This window comes from Micromonospora haikouensis, from assembly GCF_900091595.1.
GTDB lineage: Bacteria > Actinomycetota > Actinomycetes > Mycobacteriales > Micromonosporaceae > Micromonospora > Micromonospora haikouensis.
The window spans coordinates 1-17802 of the sequence record NZ_FMCW01000041.1 but is presented as its reverse complement, the minus strand read 5'-3'; the positions used below and the strand labels follow the sequence as shown (position 1 = coordinate 17802).

The 17802-nt window shown below is 73.2% G+C and carries 14 protein-coding genes and 1 riboswitch; of the genes, 6 read left to right on the top strand and 8 right to left on the bottom strand.

Annotated elements, in window-relative coordinates; genetic code table 11:
• Nucleotides 1-9 precede the first annotated feature (9 nt).
• From GA0070558_RS29470 to GA0070558_RS29450, 5 genes are read right to left on the bottom strand one after another with little or no spacing between them, the layout of a single operon-like run.
• A complete protein-coding gene (locus GA0070558_RS29470) occupies nt 10-501 on the bottom strand; it encodes a hypothetical protein (RefSeq protein WP_091285851.1) in 492 nt (163 codons plus the stop codon).
• A complete protein-coding gene (locus tag GA0070558_RS29465) occupies nt 498-1712 on the bottom strand; it encodes a molybdopterin-dependent oxidoreductase (RefSeq protein ID WP_256092189.1) in 1215 nt (404 codons plus the stop codon). The genes GA0070558_RS29470 and GA0070558_RS29465 overlap by 4 nt, the downstream gene beginning before the upstream one ends.
• A complete protein-coding gene (locus GA0070558_RS29460; protein ID WP_256092188.1) occupies nt 1709-2350 on the bottom strand; it encodes a methyltransferase domain-containing protein in 642 nt (213 codons plus the stop codon). The genes GA0070558_RS29465 and GA0070558_RS29460 overlap by 4 nt, the downstream gene beginning before the upstream one ends.
• Nucleotides 2347-3024, bottom strand: coding sequence for a TIGR04282 family arsenosugar biosynthesis glycosyltransferase (locus tag GA0070558_RS29455; RefSeq protein ID WP_091285845.1), 678 nt, complete (start codon nt 3022-3024; stop codon nt 2347-2349). The genes GA0070558_RS29460 and GA0070558_RS29455 overlap by 4 nt, the downstream gene beginning before the upstream one ends.
• Entirely contained in the window at nt 3021-3680 is a 660-nt protein-coding gene (locus GA0070558_RS29450; protein ID WP_091285842.1) for a glycosyltransferase family 2 protein, read from the bottom strand. The genes GA0070558_RS29455 and GA0070558_RS29450 overlap by 4 nt, the downstream gene beginning before the upstream one ends.
• 153 nt (nt 3681-3833) lie before the next feature.
• Between GA0070558_RS29450 and GA0070558_RS29445 the strand changes: the two genes are divergently transcribed.
• Together GA0070558_RS29445 and GA0070558_RS33670 are read left to right on the top strand one after the other, a co-directional pair.
• Nucleotides 3834-4883, top strand: a complete 1050-nt coding sequence (locus tag GA0070558_RS29445) for an NAD-dependent epimerase/dehydratase family protein (protein ID WP_091285840.1) — start codon at nt 3834-3836, stop codon at nt 4881-4883.
• Nucleotides 4880-6259: a hypothetical protein gene (locus GA0070558_RS33670; RefSeq protein ID WP_176734429.1), complete on the top strand. Its 1380-nt coding sequence runs from the start codon at nt 4880-4882 to the stop codon at nt 6257-6259. Before GA0070558_RS29445 ends, GA0070558_RS33670 begins: the two co-directional genes overlap by 4 nt.
• Nucleotides 6260-6326: 67 nt before the next feature.
• On the opposite strand, the gene GA0070558_RS29435 is transcribed toward GA0070558_RS33670, so the two are convergent.
• Both GA0070558_RS29435 and GA0070558_RS29430 read right to left on the bottom strand, forming a co-directional pair.
• Entirely contained in the window at nt 6327-6698 is a 372-nt protein-coding gene (locus GA0070558_RS29435) for an ArsR/SmtB family transcription factor (protein WP_077939650.1), read from the bottom strand.
• A gap of 186 nt (nt 6699-6884) precedes the next feature.
• Nucleotides 6885-7742, bottom strand: a complete 858-nt coding sequence (locus GA0070558_RS29430) for a fumarylacetoacetate hydrolase family protein (RefSeq protein ID WP_091285837.1) — start codon at nt 7740-7742, stop codon at nt 6885-6887.
• Between the two features lie 575 nt (nt 7743-8317).
• Here GA0070558_RS29430 and GA0070558_RS29425 point away from each other — a divergent pair.
• The 3 genes from GA0070558_RS29425 (at nt 8318) to GA0070558_RS29415 (ending at nt 15251) form a co-directional block, all read left to right on the top strand.
• Nucleotides 8318-11326, top strand: coding sequence for a glycoside hydrolase family 2 TIM barrel-domain containing protein (locus tag GA0070558_RS29425; RefSeq protein WP_176734428.1), 3009 nt, complete (start codon nt 8318-8320; stop codon nt 11324-11326).
• A gap of 166 nt (nt 11327-11492) precedes the next feature.
• A riboswitch (cobalamin riboswitch) is annotated at nt 11493-11703 on the top strand.
• A 135-nt stretch (nt 11704-11838) separates the two neighbouring features.
• Nucleotides 11839-14214: a ribonucleoside-diphosphate reductase subunit alpha gene (locus GA0070558_RS29420; protein WP_091285831.1), complete on the top strand. Its 2376-nt coding sequence runs from the start codon at nt 11839-11841 to the stop codon at nt 14212-14214.
• A gap of 59 nt (nt 14215-14273) precedes the next feature.
• Nucleotides 14274-15251, top strand: a complete 978-nt coding sequence (locus GA0070558_RS29415; protein ID WP_256092196.1) for a ribonucleotide-diphosphate reductase subunit beta — start codon at nt 14274-14276, stop codon at nt 15249-15251.
• 26 nt (nt 15252-15277) lie between these two features.
• On the opposite strand, the gene GA0070558_RS29410 is transcribed toward GA0070558_RS29415, so the two are convergent.
• Nucleotides 15278-16318, bottom strand: a complete 1041-nt coding sequence (locus GA0070558_RS29410) for a LacI family DNA-binding transcriptional regulator (protein ID WP_091285826.1) — start codon at nt 16316-16318, stop codon at nt 15278-15280.
• Between the two features lie 310 nt (nt 16319-16628).
• Here GA0070558_RS29410 and rhaI point away from each other — a divergent pair.
• Nucleotides 16629-17802: L-rhamnose isomerase (rhaI, locus tag GA0070558_RS29405; RefSeq protein WP_091285823.1), on the top strand; the 1174-nt coding region annotated here is incomplete at its 3' end.

The following is a 17802-nucleotide window of genomic DNA, read 5'->3' as shown; positions in this document are numbered from 1 at the left end:
CCGGCCACGCTACCGACCGGCGGGCGGCGGGCCGCCACCGCCGGGTCTTTCGGATCGCTTACGGCCAGCCGTCGACCGGCCCCGCCCGCGGCCCGCCGCCGGCCGGCCCCGCCGGTCCGCCGCCAGGCCCGCCGCCAGTGCCGCGCCGGCGACGAGGAGCAGGACGGCGGCGAGGTTGCGGCCGTACGGCAGCGGCAGCACCGACGGGTTGTCCGGGGGCCGGCCGAAGCCGAGGACGAGCGGCACCGCCACGACGGTGAGCGCGGCGGCGCTGATCGCGGCGGCACGCGCCACGGGCCGGTGCCGGCCCGGGACGCACCGGGCGACCGCCGCGCCACCGGTCAGCAGCACGACCATCCAGACGAGGTCGTGACCGGCCAGCACCCCGGCCAGGAAGAGCAGCACGCCCGCCGGCTTCAGGTCGGGGTCGGCGCTGCCGCCCACGACGGCGTACCCCATCAGCAGGACGCCGACGGCGACGAGCACGCTGCGGACCCTCATCGCGGCTCCCGCACGGTGATCCTGGCGACCCACTTCGTCTGGAGCACGCCGGGCCGGTTCGGGGCGATCAGCCGCGCCGGGTAGCCGTGGTCCGGGTGCAGGGGCTCGCCGTCGAGCCGCAGGGCGATCAGCGTCAGCGGGTCGCGGGCGTGGGCCGGCGCGACGGTCGACGCGCGGTACCGGCCGGCGGCCTCCAGCGACTCGACGAGGACCTCCGCGCGGTCCGGGTCGCCGCCCACGAGGGCCACCAGGTCCCGCAGTCGCACGCCGGTCCACCGCCCGGTGGCGCTCCACCCCTCCACGCAGGCGATCGGCAGGTCGGCGGTGTGCTGCGCGAAGGCGTGCAGGGCGGCGAGATCCAGGTCGGCCCGCCCGGCGGGGCCGACGACCGCCAGCCGGTAGGACGGGTCGAGCGCCCGGGCGCGTACCCCGGCGTTGTCCGCGGTCTTGTTGACCGGGAGCCCCTGCGGCCCCACGTCCGGCCGGCGGGGCGCGAGCACCGCCAGGCCGGACAGCGGCCGGACGGTCTGCCCGACCGTGGTCAGGGTGATCAGCCCGGCCGCGGCGACGACGCCGCCGAGCAGCCCGCGCCGGCTCAGCCGGCCCGGCGGTGGCCCGGCGGCGGGCCGGGCGAGCGCGCCACGCACGGTCGGCAGGTGTACGCCAATGTGCACCAGCAGCGCGCCGACCGCGAGCCACGCCACCCAGTAGTGCCCGGCGGTGAAGAAGAACGGCATCGGCGCGTACCAGCGGGAGACGTTCAGGACGCCGCCGACCACCTGGAACAGCGCGGCGGCGACCAGGACGCCGACGCTGGCGCGTTCGAGCGCGTGGGCGACCGAGCGGACCGGCGGCCAGGCGAACAGGTGCGGGTAGGCCGACCACAGCTTGGCACCGAGCAGCGGCACCGTGGCCAGCCCGGTCGCCACGTGCAGGCCCTGGGTGAACCGGTAGAGCCCCACCGGGCGGGCCGGCCACCAAAACCAGCCCGGCGGATCCTGGATCAGGTGGCTGAGCAGCCCGGTGAGGAAGCAGACGGCGAACGCCACGCCGAGGGCGACGCCGAGCTGGCTGGTCAGTCGCGTGGACCGCAGCCGGGACGGGAACGCGCCGGCGCGCATGGGTCCCCGCCGCAGCGCCGCGGGCGGTGCCGGCAGCGGCGTCGACCACCAGCGGGCGAACCGCCGCAGCACGGTCGGACGGCCGGTCACGCGGGGCCGAGGGTGGCGAACCATCGGCCCGCCGCCGTCCAGGTGTCGAGGATGCGCAGCGCCGTGGCCCCGGCCAGCGTGGGCAGGTCGTCGAGGGGCACGCAGGCCCAGCTCAGCGGGCTGCCGACGCCGCCGGGGGCCTGCACCATGGCCGTGCCGGACCAGGCGGGCGTGCCGGGTGGCGCCAACTCGGCGTGCAGCCGGCCGTCGGCCGCCAGGAGCCGGCGGCAGCGGCGCAGCAGCCGGTGCGGGTCACCACCGATGCCGATGTTGCCGTCGGCCAGCAGCAGGTGCTGCCAGCGGCCGGTGCCCGGCACCGGGTCGAAGACGTCGCGTTGCAGCGCGACCGCGCCGCGGCCCCGGGCCAGGCGGACGGCGGTGGCGCTGATGTCGATGCCGAGGGCGGGGCGGCCGGCGGCGATCAGCGCGCCGGTGAGCCGGCCGGGTCCGCAACCGACGTCGAGGGTGGGGCCGGTGCAGCGGGCGAGCAGCGTCGAGTCCCCGGCGGTCGCGTCCCGGCACCAGACGGTCGGGTCGAACCGCAGCTCGCCGCCGCTGGAGTGTCGGGCCGTGAACGCGGCGGGGACGCCCGACGCGGCCTGGTCGAACACGGCGTCGAAGACCGCGACGGCGTTCACCGGCCGACCCCCGCCGCGGACGGCACGTCGGCGTCGACGGCGACGGCGAACCGGCTGCCCGGCGGGCACAGGGCGGCCACGGCGTGCGCGTCGGCCGCGGTGTCCACGTCGCGCAGGCGGGGGAGCAGGTGGACCCGCAGCCCGCGGTGGCGCAACGCGGCCAGGGTGAGCCGTCCGGTGCGCGCCGTCGAGGTGGGGATCGCGCGCAGGGCCTCGGCGTGGCCGGGCTGGCGCAGGCCCAGCGCCCACCAGCCGCCGTCGTCGGCCGGGCCGAGCACCGCGTCCGGCCCGTTCGCCGCGCCGAGCAGCCCCACGGCGGCGTCGAGGTGTGCGGCGGCGAGCTGCGGGGTGTCCATGCCGATCAGCAGGGTCGCCGCAGCCGTCCCGCGGCGGTCGGCGACCGGGCGGGTGTCGGCGAACGCGTTGGCGAGGCGGTCGCTGAGCGGGCCGCCGCGCTGGGCGAGCCGTGCCCAGCCCGCCGGGGCCGGATGGTCGCCGTCGACGACCAGGATCCGCGCGCCGGCCGTGGCCGCGGCGACGGTGTCGAGGGTGTCGGCCAGGGCCGCCGCGGCGATCCGGGCGGCCTGCCAGGGGGTGCAGGGCGGGCAGAGCCGCGTCTTGACCCGGCCGGGTTCCGGCGTCTTGGCCAGCACCAGCACCTGGGGGGCGCTCACCGGGCCAGCACCGCGCTCATGTCCCGGACGGCGCGGACGGTGCCGAGCACGGTGCCGGTCACCTTCGAACGGGTGCCGGCCGCCCGGGGGTGGTAGTCGACGTCGACCTCGACCACCCGCCAGCCGGCCCGGCCCGCCGCGATCAGCAGCTCCAACGGGTAGCCGAACCGGCGGTCGCGCAGCCCCAGCGCCAGCAGGTCGGCGCGGCGCACGGCCCGGATCGGCCCGATGTCGTGGATGCCGAGGCCGGTCGTGCGGCGCAGCCGACGGGCCAGGACGGCGTTGGCGACCCGGGCGTGCGCGGGCCACACCCCCCGCGCGGCCGGGCGGCGCCGCCCGGTGCCCAGGTGCGCCTCGCCGGCCAGCACCGGGTCGGCCAGCCGGGGCAGCTGCGCCGGGTCGAAGGACCCGTCGGCGTCCATCACGCACACCACGCCGTCGCCGGGGTCGGCCGCCAGGACCCCGGCGTGTACGGCGGCGCCATAGCCGGGCTCGGCGACGCTGATCACCTCGGCGCCGCAGGCGCTGGCCACCTCCGCCGAGCCGTCGGTCGAGCCGTTGTCCACCACGATCGGCCGGTAGCCGGCCGGCATCCGGGCCAGCAGGTCGGGCAGGGCCGGGGCCTCGTTGCGGCAGGGAAGAACCACATCGGTCATGCCGCGGACGCTAGGACCTGATCCGCCCGGAAATCCTTACCTGACGGTGACAGAGTCTTACGGAACGGTGACCCGGCCCGGAGTTCTTACGAACCGCTGACGGTAGGCCGCGGCCGGGGCGGATGGCCGCGTCCCGGCTCTACCGTCGGCGCCGTGACCCACGTACTCGTTACCGGCGGCGCCGGATTCATCGGAACCCACGTCGTGACCGCCCTGCACGACGCCGGCCACCGGGTGACCGTCGTGGACGCGGGCCATCCCGGCGCACACCGCTCGCCGCTGCCGGACACCGTGGCGGGGGCCCCGCTCGTCCGGCTCGACCTGCGGGACCGGCCCGCCGTCGCCGGCGTCCTGGCCGGCGTCGACGCGGTGGTCCACCAGGCGGCGATGGTCGGGCTCGGCGTCGACCTGGACGACCTGCCCGAGTACGTCGGCTGCAACGACCTCGGCACGGCGGTCCTGCTCGCCGCGATGGCCCGCGCGGGCGTGCACCGGCTCGTGCTCGCCAGCTCCATGGTCGTCTACGGCGAGGGCGCGTACGCCTGCGCCGGGCACGGTGCGGTCCGCCCCGCGCCGCGAAGCGTCGCCGACCTGGCCGCCGGTCACTTCGAGCCGGTCTGCACCAGCTGCGGCGCCGCCGTCGCCCCGGGGCTGGTCGACGAGGAGGCCCCACTGGACCCGCGCAGCGTGTACGCCGCCACGAAGGTCGCCCAGGAGCACCTCACGGCGGCCTGGGCCCGGCAGACCGGCGGCACCGTCGTGGCGCTGCGCTATCACAACGTCTACGGGCCCGGGATGCCCCGCGACACGCCGTACAGCGGGGTCGCGGCGATCTTCCGTTCCGCGCTGGAGGCCGGGCGGGCACCGCGGGTGTTCGAGGACGGCGGCCAGCGCCGCGACTTCGTGCACGTCCGCGACGTGGCGGCGGCCAACCTCGCCGCCCTGGAGGCGACCGGCACGCGCACGGGCTGGCGCGCATACAACGTCGCCTCCGGTCGCCCGGCCACCGTCGGTCAGTTGGCCACGGAGCTGGCGCGGGCCGCCGGCGGGCCCCCGCCGGTGGTCACCGGCGAGTTCCGGCTCGGCGACGTACGGCACGTGGTCGCCTCGCCCGCCCGGGCCGAGACCGAACTCGGGTTCCGGGCCGCCGTGGGGCTCGCCGACGGGATCGCGGAGTTCGCCCACGCGCCGCTGCGCGGATGAGCGCCCGGCTGCCGAGCGCGGTGCCGTCCCCCTGGACGCAGCGGGGGCGGCGTCCGCCGCGGGCCGACCTGGTCGCCGCCGCCGCCGCACTCGGCCTGTTCGCGGCGGCCGCCGTCGTCGGCGGCGTGCTGTACGCGCTGGGCCGCCCGGTGTACGCCAGCGCGGCGCCGCTGTCGGCGCACTGGCTGCCGCACGCCGGCCCCGGCACACCGGCGGCGCTGCTGCTGGCCGCGCTGGTCTGCTGGCGCGGGCCGGCGCTGGCCGCCCGGCTGCCCTGGCGGCGGCTGCTCGCGCTGTCCTACGCCACCGCCGTGGCTTGGACGCTGTCGCTCGCCCTGGTCGACGGCTGGCGGCGCGGCGTCGCCGGGCGGCTCACCACCGTCCACGAGTATCTGCACGAGGTCCCCGGCGTCACCGACATCCCGGCCATGCTGGGGGAGTTCACCACCCGGATCCTCGACTTCCAGCCGGACTCCTGGACCACGCACGTGTCCGGCCACCCGCCGGGTGCGCTGCTCGGCTTCGTCTGGCTCGACCGGGTCGGGCTGGGCGGTGGTGGCTGGGCCGGGGTGCTGTGCATCCTGGCCGGGGCGCTCGTCGCCGTCGCCGTGCCGCACACCGTACGGCTGCTCGGCAGCGGCGCGGCGGCCCGTGCCGTGCTGCCGTTCGCGGTGCTGTTCCCCGGTGCGGTCTGGTCCGGGGTGTCGGCCGACGGGCTGTTCGCCGGGGTGACCGCCACCGGCGTCGCCCTGCTGGCGCACGGCGTCACCCGGGGGCGTGCCGTGGGCGCGGTCGCCGGTGGCGCGTTGCTGGCGTTCGGCTGCTACCTCTCCTACGGGCTCGTCCTGATGGCCCCGGTCGCCCTGGCGGTCGTCGTGTTGGCGGGCCGGCACCGGCCCACCGTGGGCTGGGCGTTCGCCGGGGCGGCACCGGTCGTGGCCGCGTTCACGGCCGCCGGCTTCTGGTGGCCCACCGGCTACCACCTCGTCGTCGAACGCTACTACCAGGGCATCGCCGCCGACCGCGCGTACGGCTACTGGGTCTGGGCCAACCTGGCGCTCGTGGTCGTCGCCGCCGGGCCGGCGGCGGCCGTGCTGCTGCGCCGCGCGGCGCTGGCCGGCTGGCGGGCCGTCGCGCTGCGGCGGCCGGGTGCGGAGCCGGCGACCTGGCTGCTGCCCGTCGCCGCCACGGCGGCGATCGTCGCGGCGGACCTGTCCGGCTACAGCAAGGCCGAGGTCGAACGCATCTGGCTGCCGTTCACCGCCTGGCTCATGGCCGGGGCGGCGCTGATCCCGCCCGCCGACCGCCGCACGTGGCTCGCCGTGCAGGCGGGGGCGGCCCTGGCGATCAACCACCTGCTGCTGACGGGCTGGTAGGCCACCCGAGGATCCGATCTTCCACGTCGCGTCCCGTGACCCGCTGCCCGAGAGCCTCGACCGAGGGTCAGCGGGTCTTCCGCGTGGCCCGCTTGCGGGGCGGGGTCAACAGGTCGGCGATGGCCGCGATCGCGGACGGCACCAGCCGGTAGTACGCCCAGACGCCGCGCTTCTCGCGTTCGAGCAGGCCGGCCTCGGTGAGGATCCGGAGGTGGTGGCTCACCGTCGGCTGGGAGAGCCCGAGCGGCGCGGTGAGGTCGCTGACGGACGCCTCGCCTTCCGGGGAGGACTGGATCAGGCTGAGCAGCCGCAGCCGGGCCGGGTCGGCGATCGCCTTCAGCACCCCCGCGAGCCGCTCGGCGTCGGCGCGTTTGATCGGCTCGCCGGTGAGCGGCGAGACGACGGGCGGGGCGGTTCTCGGAGTTCCCACGCCCCTCATCGTCGCACCGACACCATCGATCGGGCGGTGGATCCGGAACTCGGGTGTCGGCACCAGCCTGCGGGGTGACGTCCTGCGCAGTTCACCGCGCATTCCGGCGGGCTGGTCGCCGCGCCGCCCGGCCGGTGACGTGCCCGGCGGGCCTCCCGCTGGGCCGGCCCGACCGGACGGCGGGAAGCGGCGGGGTCAGCCGGCCGGGCGGTGGCCGACGACGGTCTGCTCCTGCCGGCCCAGGCCCTCGATCTCCAGGGCCACGACGTCGCCGACCCTGAGGTAGGGGAACCGGCCGGACAGCGCGACGCCCTCCGGGGTGCCGGTGTTGACGACGTCGCCCGGCATCAGCAGCATGTGCTGGCTGAGGTGGACGATCAGGTCGGGCACCGAGAAGATCATGTCCGCGGTGCTGGAGTCCTGCCGGGGCTCACCGTTGACCCAGGACCGCAGCCGCAGCCGGCCGGGGTCGAGCTCGCTCGCCGGGCGCAGCACCGGTCCGAGCGGGTTGAACGTCTCCGCGCACTTGCCCTTGGACCACTGGCCGCCGGAGACCTCGATCTGGAAGGCGCGCTCGGACAGGTCGTTGGCGAGCGCGTAGCCGGCCACGTAGTCCAGTGCGTCGGCCGGGTCGGTGAGGTGGCGCGGCGTGCGCTTCATGACGACGGCCAGCTCGACCTCCCAGTCGGTCTTCGTCGACCCGAGCGGCAGGATGACGTCGTCGTCCGGGCCGACCACGCAGCCGGGGTGCTTGAGGAAGACCACCGGGTACTGCGGCGGTGCGGCGCCGGACTCCGTGGCGTGGGCCGCGTAGTTCATTCCGATACACACCACGGCGGGCGGGCGCGCGATCGGTGCGCCGATCCGCTGCCCGGCCGTGTCGACCGGGTCGAGCGTGTCGGCGGCGAGGGCGGCGGCCACCCGCTCGATGCCGTCGGTCTCGAAGAAGGAACCGTCCAGGTCGGCGGTCAGCGCGGTGAGGTCGTACTCCCGGCCCTCGTGGCGCACGGCCGGCCGTTCCTTGCCGGGAGCGCCGAAGCGGAACAACTCCATGTCAGTCCTTCGTGTCGTGGGTGCGGCGTGGTCCCGGCAGCCCGGGCGGAGCGGGAGCCGGCGGGCCGTGGGGAGGGGTACGTGTCGATGCTGCGCCGGCAGGCGCACGCCGGCCCGGGCGGCGATGCGCAGGCGGCGATCCGGATCAACCTTGGAAGACCGGTTCAGGTAGATGCACGGTCTCGATACTGGCACCATACATCTGGCCGGCCGCGGGGCTTCCTGCGGCGACAGGTGCACCGCCGGAAGCGGCAGCGGGACGCGGCTGCCACGTGTAGCGGTAGCCGCCGGTGCCGCCGGTGGCCGACGCGGTGCAGTCGAAGTCACGCCACTGGCCGATGCCGGCGTGACGCGCGGCCGGGCGATGCCGAGGGGCGAGCCGGACGGCAGGAAGAGCCCTGCTATTCATCGACATACTCCCATGTAACGATATTTACGTCAGATGTCATACGAATTACGTTGGCCATGCTCCCGTCACCCTCCGCCAGGCGGGGGAGCGCACGTGCCGCAGCAGCCCTGCCTGCACCCGGACGGCCCGGTTCTTCAACCCGCATTCCCGAGAGATGGGGAGGACAATGCGAAAGCTAGCCGCTGCCCTCACGGCGCTGGTCACCGCCGCCGCGCTCGTGCTGATCGGGCCGCCGGGACCGGCGTCCGCCGCCCCCTACGTTCCGCAGGGGTCCAACCGGTCCGTGCTCAACTTCAACACCAACTGGCTGTTCTCCGGTGACGTGCCCGGCGGCGCCGGGCAGGCCGTGGGGCTCGACGAGAGCGGGTTCGTCCCCGTGACCCTGCCCTACTACCGGACCCACCCGCACAAGGGCTTCCCCAAGGGCGACTTCGAGGTGCCCGCCTCGTGGTACCGCCGCCACTTCACGCTGCCCACCCAGTACTCCGGCCGCCGGATCGCCGTCGAGTTCCAGGGCGTCGCGAAGGTCGCCGACGTCTACGTCAACGGCACCTTCGTCGGCCAGCACAAGGGCGCCTACACCTCCTTCACGTACGACGTCACGCCGTACCTCACCATCGGCGGCGCCGACAACGTCATCGCGGTGAAGGTCGACTCCATGACCCGCAACGACATCCCGCCGGAGGGCGGCGCGATCGACTACTACGTCTGGGGCGGGATCGTCCGCGACGTCAACATGATCGTCGCCGACCCGGTGCACGTGGACTGGACGTACCTCACCACCCCCAACACCAACACGGTCAACGCGCGGACCCGGGTGCGCAACGACAGCGCCCAGTCCCGGTCGGTCACCGTCGTCACCCAGGTCGTCGACGCCACCAACAACGTCGTGGCCACCGGCACGGCCACCCAGACCATCGGCGCGCAGTCGGCCGTCGAGTTCGCCTACAACACCAGCACGATCGCCAACCCCACCGCCTGGCACCCGGACCGCCCGTACCTCTACACCGTCTACACGCAGGTGCGCGACGGCTCCACCTACGTGGACGAGCACAAGACCCGGATCGGCATCCGGAGCATCCAGTTCAACAAGAGCGACGGCAAGTTCTACATCAACGGTCAGGCGCTGAAGCTGCGCGGGCTCAACCGGCACGAGTCCTACCCCTACATCGGCCGGGCCGCGCCCAACCGGCTCCAGGCCAAGGACGCCGACATCATCAAGTACGAACTCGGCGCGAACATCGTGCGGACCTCGCACTACCCGCAGGCCCCGGAGTTCCTCGACCGCGCCGACGAGATCGGCCTGCTGGTCATGGAGGAGATCCCCGGCTGGCAGCACATCGGCAACACCGCCTGGCAGGACATCGCGGTGGAGAACGTCCGCGAGATGGTGATGCGCGACCGCAACCACCCGTCGGTCGTGCTGTGGGGGGTGCGGATCAACGAGTCCGGCGACAACCACAACTTCTACACCCGCACCAACAACCTGGCCCGGCAGCTCGACCCGTCGCGTCCCACCGGCGGCGTGCGCAACTTCAAGGGCAGCGAGCTGCTGGAGGACGTCTACACCTACAACGACTTCTCCGGCACCGCCGAAGCGCCGACCGTGCTGCCGTGGCTGGTCACCGAGGCGGTCGGGCACACCTCCCCGCACAAGTCGTGGGACCCGGAGCAGACGCAGGTCAACACGATGCGGGTGCACCTCAACGTGCAGAACACCGCCGCCGGCAGGTCGAACATGGCCGGCGCGCTGGGCTGGGCGGCCTTCGACTACAACACCACGTTCGTCACCCCGCCGTCCTGCCAGGACTACACCTGCTACCACGGTGTCTCGGACATCTTCCGGATCCCGAAGATCGCCGCCGCCGCGTACGCCTCGCAGCGCGACCCGGCGCTGTACGGGCCGTACGTGTCGATCGCCAGCCAGTGGACGCCCGGCGTCTCCAGCGGCACCGTCTACGTCGGCGGCAACTGCCAGCAGGTCGAGCTGTTCGTCAACGGCGCGTCCCGGGGACGCATCAACCCCAACGCGTACACGAGCCTGCCGCACCCGATGTTCCAGTTCACCGGGATCACCGTGAGCAGCGGGCAGCTGCGCGCCGACTGCTGGATCGGCGGGCAGGTCGTGGCCACCGACACCCGCCACACCCCGGGCGCGGCGACCCGGCTGACGCTGACGGCCGACGACTCCGCGATCAAGGCCGACGGCGGGGACATGACCCGCGTCGTGGTCAAGGCCCTCGACAGCAACAACCAGGTGGTACCCACCAACAGCGCCCCCGTGTCGTTCAGCGTCACCGGGCCCGGGGCGGTCGTGGGGGAGAGCCCGCTGGCCCTGGAGGCCGGCACCGGCGCGGTGTATCTCAAGAGCGCGCTGGGCCAGACGGGCGCGGTGACGCTGACGGCGTCGGCGCCGGGCCTGACGTCGGCGAACGTCACCGTGAACACGACCGCGTTCACCGACCCGATCGTGCCGACCAGCGGCGCGTACACGTTCGGCTTCCCGGTCGACGTCAACGACCGGCAGAGCTTCGTCTACGCGGGCAGCTGGCAGGCCGTCGGGGACAACCAGACCTTCAGCAAGGACTACACCCGCAGCGGCACGGCCGGCGACACGGCCACCCTCACCGTCACCGGCAACCGCGTGGTGCTGTTCGGGGTGCAGGACCCGTCGCACGGCTCGGCCGCCGTCTCGGTCGACGGTGGTCCGGAGCAGACGGTCAGCTTCCAGGCGTCCGCCCGCCGCGGCAACGTGGCGCTGTTCAACAGCGCCACCCTCACCCAGGGGCAACACGTCGTGCGGGTGCGGGTCGTCGGCAACGGCTCCGTCGCGCTGGACCGGGCCACCGTCGTGTCGGCCGCGCCGGCCGTGGTGGCGCCGCCGCCCCCGGCGAACGGCGGGAACGGCCAGCAGGGCACCATCGTCGGCACCCAGTCCAACCGCTGCGTGGACGTGCCGAACTCGACGACGACCAACGGCACCCAGGTGCAGCTCTTCGACTGCGGCGGCGGCAGCAACCAGCGGTGGAACGTCAAAGCCAACGGCACCATCACGGGCGTCGCGTCGGGGCTCTGCCTGGACGCCAGCGGCGCCGCCACCGCCAACGGCACGAAGATCGTCCTGTGGTCGTGCAACGGCGGCGCGAACCAGCAGTGGAGCCTGAAGACCTCCTAGCCGGCCGCAAACCCGGATCCGGGCCAGCCCGCGCACCTGCGGGCTGGCCCGTCGTCCGGCGGGTGGCCCGCAGTCGCCGCTCACCCGGTGCGAGGGGAAGGTCACGCTGAGCGGCGACTCGCCCGACACATCATCTGGTGTTGCCGTCTTCGCCTTGCGCCCATATATGGTGTCACCCGTAGCTGGTTCGGCCATCGGTCCACGGTGGTCGAGGCAAGAGGGAACCCGGTGTGATTCCGGGGCTGCCCCGCAGCGGTGAGTGGGAACGACCGCCGTCAACGAAGCACTGGGTCCGGCCGGGCCTGGGAAGCGACGGCCAGTAGGCACCGAGCACGACGCCCGCGAGTCCGAAGACCTGCCAGCGTGCCGCACGCGACGCGTGCGGCGGTCGAAGGCCGCGTGGGACGGCCGACGCCATCAGCTGGCCAGTCACGGCAGAGTGTGCCGTCGGGCGGCCGGCGGCGTCCTCCCGCGCGCCCTCGACCTCGGGGACGGGCTTGAGGAGGGCGAACATGAGCGCGACGCGCGAGCAGGCGGGGCCGGGGCAACGCCGGCACGTCATGCAGGTCCGTAAGCGGGACGGCGACACCGAGCCGGTGGACGTCAACAAGATCGTCGAGGCGGTGCAGCGCTGGGTCGCCGACCTGGACGAGGTCGACCCGCTGCGGGTGGCGACGAAGACGATCAGCGGCCTGTACGACGGGGCGACCACGGCCGAGCTGGACAAGCTGTCGATCCAGACGGCGGCGGAGCTGATCGGCGAGGAACCGCAGTACTCGAAGCTGGCGGCGCGGCTGCTGGCCGCGTACGTGGCCGAGGAGGTCCGCGGGCAGGAGGTGGACAGCTTCAGCCAGTCCATCCGGTACGCCCACGGCCTGGGCCTGATCGGCGACGGCACGGCCGCCTTCGTGGCCGCCCACGCCCGCGAGCTGGACGACGCCGTCGACCCGGCCGGGGACCTGCGGTTCGAGTACTTCGGCCTGCGTACGGTCGCCGACCGTTACCTGCTGCGGCACCCGCAGACCCGGCTCGTGGTGGAGACGCCGCAGTACTGGCTGCTGCGGGTGGCCTGCGGGCTGTCGCAGACGGCGGGGGAGGCGGTCGACTTCTACCGCCTGATGTCCGCCCTGGCGTACCTGCCCAGCTCGCCGACGCTGTTCAACTCCGGCACCCGGCACACCCAGATGTCGTCGTGCTTCCTGGTCGACTCGCCGCGCGACGAACTCGACTCCATCTACGAGCGCTACCACCAGGTGGCGAAGCTGTCGAAGTTCTCCGGCGGTATCGGCATCTCCTGGTCGCGGGTGCGCGGCCGGGGCGCGTTGATCCGGGGCACCAACGGGCGCTCGAACGGGATCGTGCCGTTCCTCAAGACGCTCGACGCCGGGGTGGCGGCGGTCAACCAGGGCGGCCGGCGCAAGGGCGCGGCCTGCGTCTACCTGGAGCCGTGGCACCCGGACGTCGAGGAGTTCCTGGAGCTGCGGGACAACACCGGCGAGGAGTCCCGGCGCACCCACAACCTGAACCTGGCCAACTGGATCCCGGACGAGTTCATGCGCCGGGTCGAGGCCGACGGCGACTGGTCGCTGATCGACCCGTCCGACGCCCCCGAGCTGCCCGACCTGTACGGCGAGGCGTTCGACTCCGCGTACCGGGCGGCGGAGAAGAAGGCCGTCCGCACGGTCCGGGCCCGCGACCTGTACGGGCGGATGATGCGCACGCTCGCGCAGACCGGCAACGGGTGGATGACGTTCAAGGACGCGTCCAACCGGCTGTCCAACCAGACCGGCGAGCCGGGCAACGTGATCCACCTGTCGAACCTGTGCACCGAGATCCTGGAGGTCAACGACGACGCCGAGACGGCGGTGTGCAACCTCGGCTCGGTCAACCTGGGCGCGCACGTGGGTGCCGACGGCGTCGACTGGGACCGGCTGCGCGCGACCGTCCGCACGGCGGTGGTGTTCCTCGACCGGGTGATCGACATCAACTACTACCCGGCCGAGCAGGCGGCGGCGTCGAACCCGCGCTGGCGGCCGGTCGGGCTCGGGCTGATGGGCTTGCAGGACGCGCTGTTCACCCTGCGCCTGCCGTTCGACTCGCCCGAGGCCCGCGAGCTGTCGACCCGGGTGCAGGAGGAGATCTTCCTGACCGCGCTGGAGACCTCCGCCGGGCTCGCCGAGCGGTTCGGCCCGCACCCGGCGTACGCCCAGACCCGGGCCGCCAAGGGCGAGCTGCACCCGGACCTGTGGGGAGCGCGGGTCACGCAGCCGTCGCGGTGGGCCGCGCTGCGCGCGCGGATCGCCGCGCACGGCCTGCGCAACTCGCTGCTGGTCGCGATCGCGCCGACCGCCACCATCGCCTCGATCGCCGGCTGCTACGAGTGCATCGAGCCCCAGGTGTCCAACCTGTTCAAGCGCGAGACCATGTCCGGCGAGTTCCTCCAGGTCAACACGTACCTGGTCCGTGAGCTGAAGGCGCGCGGGCTGTGGACCCCGGCGATCCGCGAGCGGATCAAGCGGGACGAGGGCTCGGTGCAGGGCGTCACCGAGCTGCCCGAGGCGGTGCGGAGCCTGTTCCGCACGGCGTGGGAGCTGCCGCAGCGCGCGCTGATCGACCTGGCCGCCGCCCGCGCCCCGTACGTCGACCAGTCGCAGTCGCTCAACCTGTTCCTGAGCGCGCCGACCATCGGCAAGCTCTCCTCGATGTACCTGTACGCCTGGAAGTCCGGGCTCAAGACCACCTACTACCTGCGCTCGCGTCCCGCGACCCGCATCCAGCAGGCCACCGTCGCCGTCACCCCGGCCGCCGGGCCGGCCGTCGCCGTGAGCGCCGACGAGGCGTTGGCCTGCTCCCTGGAGAACCCCGAGAGCTGCGAGGCGTGCCAGTGACGACCGTTTCCGAACCCCGCTCCACCGCCGGCCAGCGGCACCTGCTGCTCGACCCCGGGATGGACCTGACCCTGCGGCCGATGCGCTACCCCCGGTTCTTCGACCGGTTCAAGGACGCGATCAAGAACACCTGGACCGTCGAGGAGGTCGACCTGCACTCCGACCTCGCCGACCTCGCCCGGCTCTCCCCGGCGGAGCAGCACCTGGTGTCCCGGCTGGTCGCGTTCTTCGCCACCGGCGACACGATCGTCGCCAACAACCTCGTGCTCAACCTCTACCAGCACGTCAACTCCCCGGAGGGCCGGCTCTACCTGTCCCGGCAGCTGTTCGAGGAGGCGGTGCACGTCCAGTTCTACCTCAACCTGCTGGACACCTACGTGCCGGACGAGCGGGAACGGTTCGCGGCGTTCGCGGCGGTGGAGAACATCCCGTCGATCGCCCGCAAGGCCGAGTTCTGCTTCACCTGGATCAACTCGATCCACGACCTGCGGGAGCTGCGGACGCGCGAGGACCGGCGGGCGTTCCTGCTCAACCTGATCTGCTTCGCCGCCTGCATCGAGGGGCTGTTCTTCTACGGCGCCTTCGCCTACGTGTACTTCCTGCGCTCCCGGGGGCTGCTGCACGGGCTGGCGTCCGGCACCAACTGGGTGTTCCGCGACGAGTCGATGCACATGGAGTTCGCCTTCGACGTGGTGGACACCGTACGCGCCGAGGAGCCGGAGCTGTTCGACGCGGAGCTGGAACGGCAGGTGCGGCAGATGCTGGCCGAGGCCGTGGAGTGCGAGGTGCAGTTCGCCGCCGACCTGCTGGAGCAGGGGGTGTCCGGGCTGTCGCTGGCCGACATGCGCGAGTACCTGCAGCACGTGGCCGACCGGCGGCTGGCCACGCTCGGCATCAAGCCGATGTACCACAGCCGCAACCCGTTCGCGTTCATGGAGCTGCAGGACGTGCAGGAGCTGTCGAACTTCTTCGAACGACGGGTGTCGGCCTACCAGGTGGGGGTGACCGGCACGGTCGGCTTCGACGAGGACTTCTGACCGGGCCTGCGCGGCGGCGACCGCCGCTAGGAGGCGATCGACGGCTGCCGCGGTCGCCGCCGCGCGGGCCGTGCGCTGGACTCCCGCACGACGAGCTCCGGCTGGAAGACCACGTGCCGGTGCTGGTGCTGCCCGGCGTTGTCGACCTCCTCCAGGAGCAACTGGGCGGCCGTGCGGCCGAGCTGCTCGCGGGGCTGCCGCACCGAGGACAGCGGCACCGCCGCGGCGGCCGCGTACTCGATGTCGTCGTAGCCGACGATGGCGATGTCCTGGGGGACCCGGATGCCCTGCCGGGTCAGCTCCTGGAGCACGCCGAGGGCGATCAGGTCGTTGGCGCACATCACGGCGGTGGGCCGGTCGGCCGCGGGCAGGGCGGTGAGCTCGCGGGCGGCGGACCGGCCCGCGCCGACGGTCAGGTTCGGGGTCGCGACGTTGATCAGCTCCGCGTTGCCCTCCAGCGCCTGGGTGACGCCCGCACGCCGGTCGGCGACCTGCGCGATGCTGAGCGGGCCGCCGACGAAGGCGATCCGCCGGTGCCCCTGCTCGACCAGGTGGTCGCCGGCGAGGCGGCCGCCGAGCACGTCGTCGACCGCCACCGAGCACAGGCTGTGTCGGCCGGCTCCCCGGTCCACCAGCACGACGGGGGTGCCCCGGCGGATGAGCTGCTCCAGCCGGGAGCCTCGCGAGTCGTCCACGGGGGTGATCAGCACCCCGCGTACGCGCTGCTCCTCCAGCAGCTCCAGGTGCCGGCGCTCGCGCTCGTCGTCGTCGCCGCTGTTGCACACGACGACCATCACACCGTGCTTGTCGACGGCGGCCTCGGCGCCCCGGATCACGTCGGTGAAGAACGGGTTGGTGACGTCGAGCACCACGATGGCGATCTGGCGGCTGCGCCCGGCGCGGAGCTGCCGCGCCGAGTCGTTGCGGACGTACCCCAGCTCGGCGATGGCGTCCAGGACGCGCCGCCGGGTGGCCTCGGCGACCAGGTCGGGCCGGTTCAGCACGTTGCTCACCGTGCCGATGGACACCCCGGCGTGGCGCGCGACCTCCTTGATGCTGGCCGTCATCGCCCTCGCTCCTCGTCGCCTTGCCAGCCGGTCGCCGTCAGCCGGCGGCACCGGTGCGACCCCGGCAGGGAGCCGCCTTCTAAAACGTGTCAACTACGGTCGGGCGGGAAAACGCCGTCCCCCAGGTTACACGCAGGGCGAGTTGGCCGAACTCCTTGACGTGCCGTGCGTGGCGACCTACCGTGAGCGTAACAGGTGTATGAAACGTTTCACGACGCGTTTGCCGAGATCGGAGCGATGGTGGTCAATCCGCTGCTGCCCGGGACGGGCCCGGGATCCCCCGGCGCCCCCGCACCGGGGGAGGCACCCGATGCCTGAGTTGTCCCCAAGCACCCGGGCCCGGGTGGCGGCGGCCCTGCGCGCCCAGCGCATCGAGACGGCCTCTTGGGCGTATGCCAATTCCGGTACGCGGTTCAAGGTGTTCGTGCAGGAGGGTGTGCCGCGGGATCCGTACGAGAAGGTCGCCGACGCGGCTGTCGTGCACCGGTTCACCGGGGTGGCCCCGTCGGTGGCTCTGCACATTCCGTGGGATCGGGTGGACGACTATGCGGATCTGGCCCGTCACGCGAAGGAGCAGGGCGTGGTCCTTGGTGCGGTCAATGCCAACGTGTTCCAGGACGATGACTTCAAGCTCGGTAGTGTGACCAACCCCGATCCGGTGGTGCGCCGTAAGGCGGTCGCCCATCTGTTGGAGTGCGTGGATGTCATGGACGCCACTGGTTCGCGGGATTTGAAGTTGTGGTTCTCCGATGGCATCAACTATCCGGGTCAGGACGATGTGCGGGCTCGGCAGGATCGGTTGGCGGAGGCGTTGCGGGAGACGTACGACCGGCTGGGGGACGACCAGCGGATGTTGGTGGAGTACAAGTTGTTCGAGCCGGCGTTCTATGCCACGGATGTGCCGGACTGGGGCACCGCGTATGCGCATTGTCTCGCCCTTGGGCCGAAGGCGCAGGTGGTGATCGACACCGGGCATCATGCGCCGGGGACGAACATCGAGTTCATCGTGGCGGTTCTGCTGCGGGCCGGGAAGTTGGGTGGTTTCGACTTCAACTCGCGGTTCTATGCCGATGACGATCTGATGGTGGGTGCGGCGGATCCGTTTCAGCTGTTCCGGATCATGCACGAGATCGTGCTCGCGGACGCTCTGCGTGCGGAGGCCGGCATCGCGTTCATGCTCGATCAGTGTCACAACATCGAGCCGAAGATCCCGGCGGTCATCCGGTCGGTGATGAACGTGCAGGAGGCCACCGCGAAGGCGCTGCTGGTCGACCGGGCTGCGCTGCGGGCCGCTCAGGACGCCGGTGACGTGCTCGCGGCGAACGCGGTGTTGATGGACGCCTACCACACCGACGTGCGGCCCCTGCTCGCCGAACTGCGCGCCGACGCGGGCCTGGACCCCGACCCGATGGGCGCGTACGCCCGCTCCGGCTACTTCGAGAAGATCCGCGCCGAACGCGTCGGCGGCCGGCAGGCCGGCTGGG

Bases quoted from the DNA above. Each gene is read 5' to 3' on its own strand.
- GA0070558_RS29470 (WP_091285851.1), bottom strand. From the start codon at position 501: ATGAGGGTCCGCAGCGTGCTCGTCGCCGTCGGCGTCCTGCTGATGGGG.
- GA0070558_RS29450 (WP_091285842.1), bottom strand. From the start codon at position 3,680: ATGACCGATGTGGTTCTTCCCTGCCGCAACGAGGCCCCGGCCCTGCCC.
- GA0070558_RS33670 (WP_176734429.1), top strand. From the start codon at position 4,880: ATGAGCGCCCGGCTGCCGAGCGCGGTGCCGTCCCCCTGGACGCAGCGG.
- GA0070558_RS29435 (WP_077939650.1), bottom strand. From the start codon at position 6,698: ATGAGGGGCGTGGGAACTCCGAGAACCGCCCCGCCCGTCGTCTCGCCG.
- GA0070558_RS29430 (WP_091285837.1), bottom strand. From the start codon at position 7,742: ATGGAGTTGTTCCGCTTCGGCGCTCCCGGCAAGGAACGGCCGGCCGTG.
- GA0070558_RS29425 (WP_176734428.1), top strand. From the start codon at position 8,318: ATGCGAAAGCTAGCCGCTGCCCTCACGGCGCTGGTCACCGCCGCCGCG.
- GA0070558_RS29420 (WP_091285831.1), top strand. From the start codon at position 11,839: ATGAGCGCGACGCGCGAGCAGGCGGGGCCGGGGCAACGCCGGCACGTC.
- GA0070558_RS29415 (WP_256092196.1), top strand. From the start codon at position 14,274: ATGGACCTGACCCTGCGGCCGATGCGCTACCCCCGGTTCTTCGACCGG.
- GA0070558_RS29410 (WP_091285826.1), bottom strand. From the start codon at position 16,318: ATGACGGCCAGCATCAAGGAGGTCGCGCGCCACGCCGGGGTGTCCATC.